This window comes from Flavonifractor plautii ATCC 29863, assembly GCF_000239295.1.
GTDB lineage: Bacteria > Bacillota > Clostridia > Oscillospirales > Oscillospiraceae > Flavonifractor > Flavonifractor plautii.
Map to the genome: position 1 here is coordinate 1 of NZ_JH417721.1, position 4,503 is coordinate 4,503.

At 54.1% G+C, this 4,503-nt stretch carries 5 protein-coding genes; all 5 read right to left on the minus strand.

The window, feature by feature from the left end; all coding sequences use genetic code 11:
* Positions 1 to 69: 69 nt before the first annotated feature.
* On the minus strand, positions 70 to 783 hold the full coding sequence (locus HMPREF0372_RS07120; protein ID WP_007490192.1) for a phosphocholine cytidylyltransferase family protein: 714 nt from the start codon (positions 781 to 783) through the stop codon (positions 70 to 72).
* A gap of 21 nt (positions 784 to 804) precedes the next feature.
* A complete protein-coding gene (locus HMPREF0372_RS07125) occupies positions 805 to 1,347 on the minus strand; it encodes a DUF2284 domain-containing protein (RefSeq protein ID WP_007490193.1) in 543 nt (180 codons plus the stop codon).
* Positions 1,344 to 2,072 (minus strand): SDR family NAD(P)-dependent oxidoreductase, encoded by a 729-nt coding sequence (locus HMPREF0372_RS07130; protein ID WP_007490194.1) that lies wholly within the window; start codon positions 2,070 to 2,072, stop codon positions 1,344 to 1,346. The genes HMPREF0372_RS07125 and HMPREF0372_RS07130 overlap by 4 nt, the downstream gene beginning before the upstream one ends.
* Before the next feature lie 2 nt (positions 2,073 to 2,074).
* Entirely contained in the window at positions 2,075 to 2,584 is a 510-nt protein-coding gene (locus tag HMPREF0372_RS07135; RefSeq protein ID WP_007490195.1) for an adenylyl-sulfate kinase, read from the minus strand.
* Between the two features lie 10 nt (positions 2,585 to 2,594).
* On the minus strand, positions 2,595 to 4,503 hold a 1,909-nt coding region (locus tag HMPREF0372_RS20045; protein ID WP_007490196.1), incomplete at its 5' end, for a hypothetical protein.

The window sequence follows — 4,503 nt, forward strand, 5'->3', positions numbered from 1 at the left end:
GTCTGACGCGGTGGTATGGGTATGCAGATCCGCCAAAGTCATCATGGTGCTCCCTTCCCCAATTTTATGTCACTGCTCCACACAATGGATTCGCTTTGCACACACCAGATCATCCACATCATCTACCTCGGTCCACTGATACTGCTGGATATCCCGAATGCGCAGTTCAAAGTCATTTTCAAAGATCATCTGGACCAGGGCATCCTCATACCAATGATTGTAGAGTCCGCGCTCCACCATTTCACAGACCTTATGCCGCAGTTGCTCTGCCGCGCGGCCATCCAACTTGGTAACACCGGCATACTCCCCGCTGTAAGTGCTCAGGTCCCTGCTCATAACGACGACCCGTTCGCCATTCGCCTGCACATTATAGTCGCCATGCTTTAGGATCGAAGCATCCATGAGGACATAGGGATATTCAGTATCTTGGGTCACGATATTCTGAAGAAGCTCGCGGGACATCACAATATCTCCGTTCAGGACAGTGACCTGATCCTTAAGGTATTCCTGTGCAAACCAGAGAGAGGCGATAGAGTTTGTCACCGCATAAAACGGATTGTATACCCACACTACGTTCTCCATCTGGACCGCGTTCTCCAGCTGCTGATGTTGAAAGCCTGTTACGATGACGACTGTACTGCCCGGGTCTATTGTTCGAAGCAGGCCGACCATCCTGCTCAGGATGGTAGTAGATCCATCCAACGAAAAAAGGGTCTTTGGGTGAGTGAGCGTGATCGGGTGGAGCCGTGTTCCGGAGCCAGCCGCAAGAATGATATAGGTCATACGAATGTCAGCCCTTTCATATTACCAGAGAATGAGACCCAACCGTTTCAGGGTTCCATCCGGAGGGAAATGTAGTTCAATTCCATATTTCTCGGCACTCTTTATCACGTTTACACCGGTAGCCTCCAGCGGCATCCGCGCCTGATAGGGATTGTTGCAGTACTCCTTACCGCATCCGTTTTTACAGAGCTTGCAGGAACCGCCGATAAAAGAGATGGCAAGAGGATGATCGTGCTCCCAAAGGATGTGCTCCATAGACAGCAGTGCCTGATGGAGATCATTCGTGGAGCGTGTCCGGACCTCCGGAAATGTCAGGTCGTCAAATGGGAGGCTGATCAATGCAAACGCGCCGCTGTCGTATTCCAGCATCATGTTCTGATAGTCAATCTGAGGTATCTTAGGCGGGCAATGCCAGTTGCGTCCATAGTTTTTGCAGTAAAAGCAGCTCATTGCCACTCTGGTCTCAAACACAAGATCCTTGGGGGACATACAGGTGAGCGAGATATCGGGATACCGGTCTGCAATCCCTTTCTGCAGCGTAGAGAGGTCAAATTTTTCTCTCATTGGTAACAGTAACCTCCATCAATGTTGACAACTGATCCGTTCATATAGGGGTTTTCCAGCACGGAACAGCACAGCTCTGCCACCTCTTCTGGCGCTGCAAACCGATGAAGTGCAATTTTGGATTCGATGGAACGGCGAATATTTTCCGGTTTCTTTTTCTGCCAGTCGGTCTCCACAAATCCGGGGCAAACACAGTTGACACGGACGTGCTTTTCCGCGAATTCCTTGACCAGACTACGGGTAAGATAGTGAATCCCGGCTTTGCTCACGCCGTACGGGATCGAAAGTGCGTGGGGATATTGACCCATAACAGCGCCAAGAAAGAGGATAGCCCCTCCCTGTTTCATGCGGTGGGCACAGCGTTGGGTCAAAAACAGAGGGGCGGTCAAATTGGTGTGCAGCACGGCGGCCCACACATCAGGGGTAAGGTCCTCTAACCGTCCCCGGGCAGTCTGGGCCGCATTGTGAATGAGATAGTCCAGCGCCTCGAATGGGGGACGGAGCCCAGAGACCAGCTCATGGTAGCCCTCCGGGGCGGAGAGGTCTGCGCAGAGGAGCTGGAAACGGCCAGAATACCCTGCCCGGTCCAGCTCCGCGTACAGCTGCTCTGCGGCCTGATGATCCTGCCGGTAGTGAAAGGCCACGGCGCAGCCGCGCTGTAGCAGGGCAAGGCCGGTGGCACGTCCGATCCCTCTTGTAGAGCCGGTGATCAGTGCGGTCTTCATGGCTACACCTCCATGTGAAGAAATAAGTTCAGCCGGGCAACGATCTCCTCCGGTGTCTCCGCCCCATCATTTTGAATCACGATATCCGGGTGCTGGGGCTCGTCAAAGGGCAGGTCCACGCCAACCACATTCTTCCCTGCTGTATACAACCCCTTTTGGTTGCGCCGCAACAGGGTGGCGGGGCTAGCCTTTATATAGATCTCGTAATAGCTGGGGATATGGACCCGATTCCACTCCCGCACCTCATGGCTCATGGAGATGGAACAGCACACCACGTCGATACCCTGTTCGGAGAGCATTTTGCACACGCGGAAGAGGCGAAACGCCCCCCGCCGGCGCTCCTCGGTGGTGTAGCCAATATCTTCACAGAACACCGGCCGAGCCTGGTCGCCGTCCAGCAGGACGGTACTGGCCCTTCGGGCCTTGAGCTGGCGGTGGAAGATTCCGCCCACGGTCGTCTTCCCTGCCCCAGACAGGCCGGTGAAAAAATATACGGTTCCCTTATGTTCCATGTCCTCCTCCTCAGTGATACAGCGGTTGTTCCAGCAGGGCGGGGTCCAGCTTTAACCGTCGCATCATGTTCAAAGGCTGGACCTGCTTGTTTACAAACCGCAGGCCGTGGAGCAGGAAATCCGCAATGCGGCGGCGGTTGCTCTGGTAGCCTGCAATAGGGGCGACAGCAGTGACATCAATGGGAGTCTCTCCATTTTTGAAGGAGATTTCCTTGCTCTGCACAACATCCTGATAGGATTTTTCGATATACCCGTCCAGGCAGGTAAAGCCCCGGATCTTCTGCTCGATCCAGGCTTCATCCACAGGTTCTCCCTGATAGTAGTGAAAATCATAGCCGTAATATTCATAGGCATCCCGCAGAAAGTATTCCAAGAAGGCCCGTTCGTCATCGTTTGCAAATTCATCGTAGGTTCGGTATACCGTAGCCGGGTCGAAGCCCCGGACATTGCCTTTCATAGACTCCGGGGCAATGCCCTTCCGGCTGGAGCAGTAGGTCATGCTTTGGGTGTATGGGAGATCCAAAAACTCCGCTAAAGCCCTAAAGGTGGCCCTGGGGTTTAACTTTCCATCCTCAAAGCGGACCAGCACGCTGTCCCGGTAAAGCCGGTCCCACTGATCCACCATAAAGCTGCGGTTTACCAGCCGCTGGGCCAGCACATCAGGGACAACCTTGGCCTCATCTCCCTGGGCCTCCCGGTCCAGCATATAGCGCACGCTGGCCGCATAGCTGGTGGTGATGCGGCGCATGGGGGTAAAGGTCTTGATGTACCGGAAACCTTGAAACAGGGGGGAGGTGCGGACCGCTTCATACTGCTCCGAGTAGAGCATGGGGGCCCCTTTCAGCTCAGATTCCCGGATGTCATAGATCATATTGGAAAAGTGGGGCTGGAAAAACAGCGCTGGCACAATGCGGGACCCGTGGTCCAGACTGCCGCTGATATCTTGCCGATTTAGAAAAAGGGCGACCAGAAAATCTTTCTCACTTGGATGCTTTAACTGGGACAACTGGCGGCGCAGCCGCGGCGTCAGCCAATCGAGCTTACGCCAGTTTGTCTTCACCTCTGCCACCGCTTTTTGTATATGGTCAAACATGATGGACTCATAGGAGAGCAGGTTCGGGTGCCCATAGAAAATCTCGTTGAAGAAGTCGCCGCCGTTGTGGGCGGCAAGCTGGGTATGCCAGATCATTCGGGTGACCTCTCCGATACCGATTGGCCGCACCGGATATTGAGCGTAGTCTATGCCGAAGCGGGTGTGAAAGTCAATGGGATACTGTTCGATCTCCCCCTCCATTAGAAAGACCAGCTTTTTTTCGGAGAGGAGGGGGCGCAGCTCCAGACACTGCAAGTAGGCACAGAATGTCGTCCAGTCCGTGTAGTGGAGGTAGATATGGTTCTCCCGCCCCACCCATTCGCTCTTGCGGACGTTGTCGTTTAAGTATTCCAACTGGTACTGGGAAAACACATCCCTGGCCAGAACGGGCTTGTCCAGATCCCGAAAAAAATAGCGGTCAATCACCGGATCGTTGAAATTGACATATGCGCCGAACCGATGTTCCGCCTTAAAAAAGGGAATATATCCCTCGTCATTGAAGGGAAAGAACTGAACCGGCAAAGCCTCGAAGTCCGGAAAGTCCTCCCGGAACAGATAGGGATATTTGGCCAGGGCGGCGCAGTTGCGGGCGTACCGCTTTTTCTGATGTTCTGCGTTGGGCAGGTAAAAAGCCTGGGTCATCAGATCCATGAGCTCTGTTTGGTAAAACCCCCGGTTATAAAGGGAAACAAACGCCGTATAGGCCACCTGATAGTTTCCCTGGGAGAAAAAGAGATAGCTGGCCGCCTCCAGCTCCAGCTCCGGATTCCGTTCCGCTGCCTCCTGGAGAACCAGGCTATAAGCCGCCTGGGCCTCCTCCGTCTGC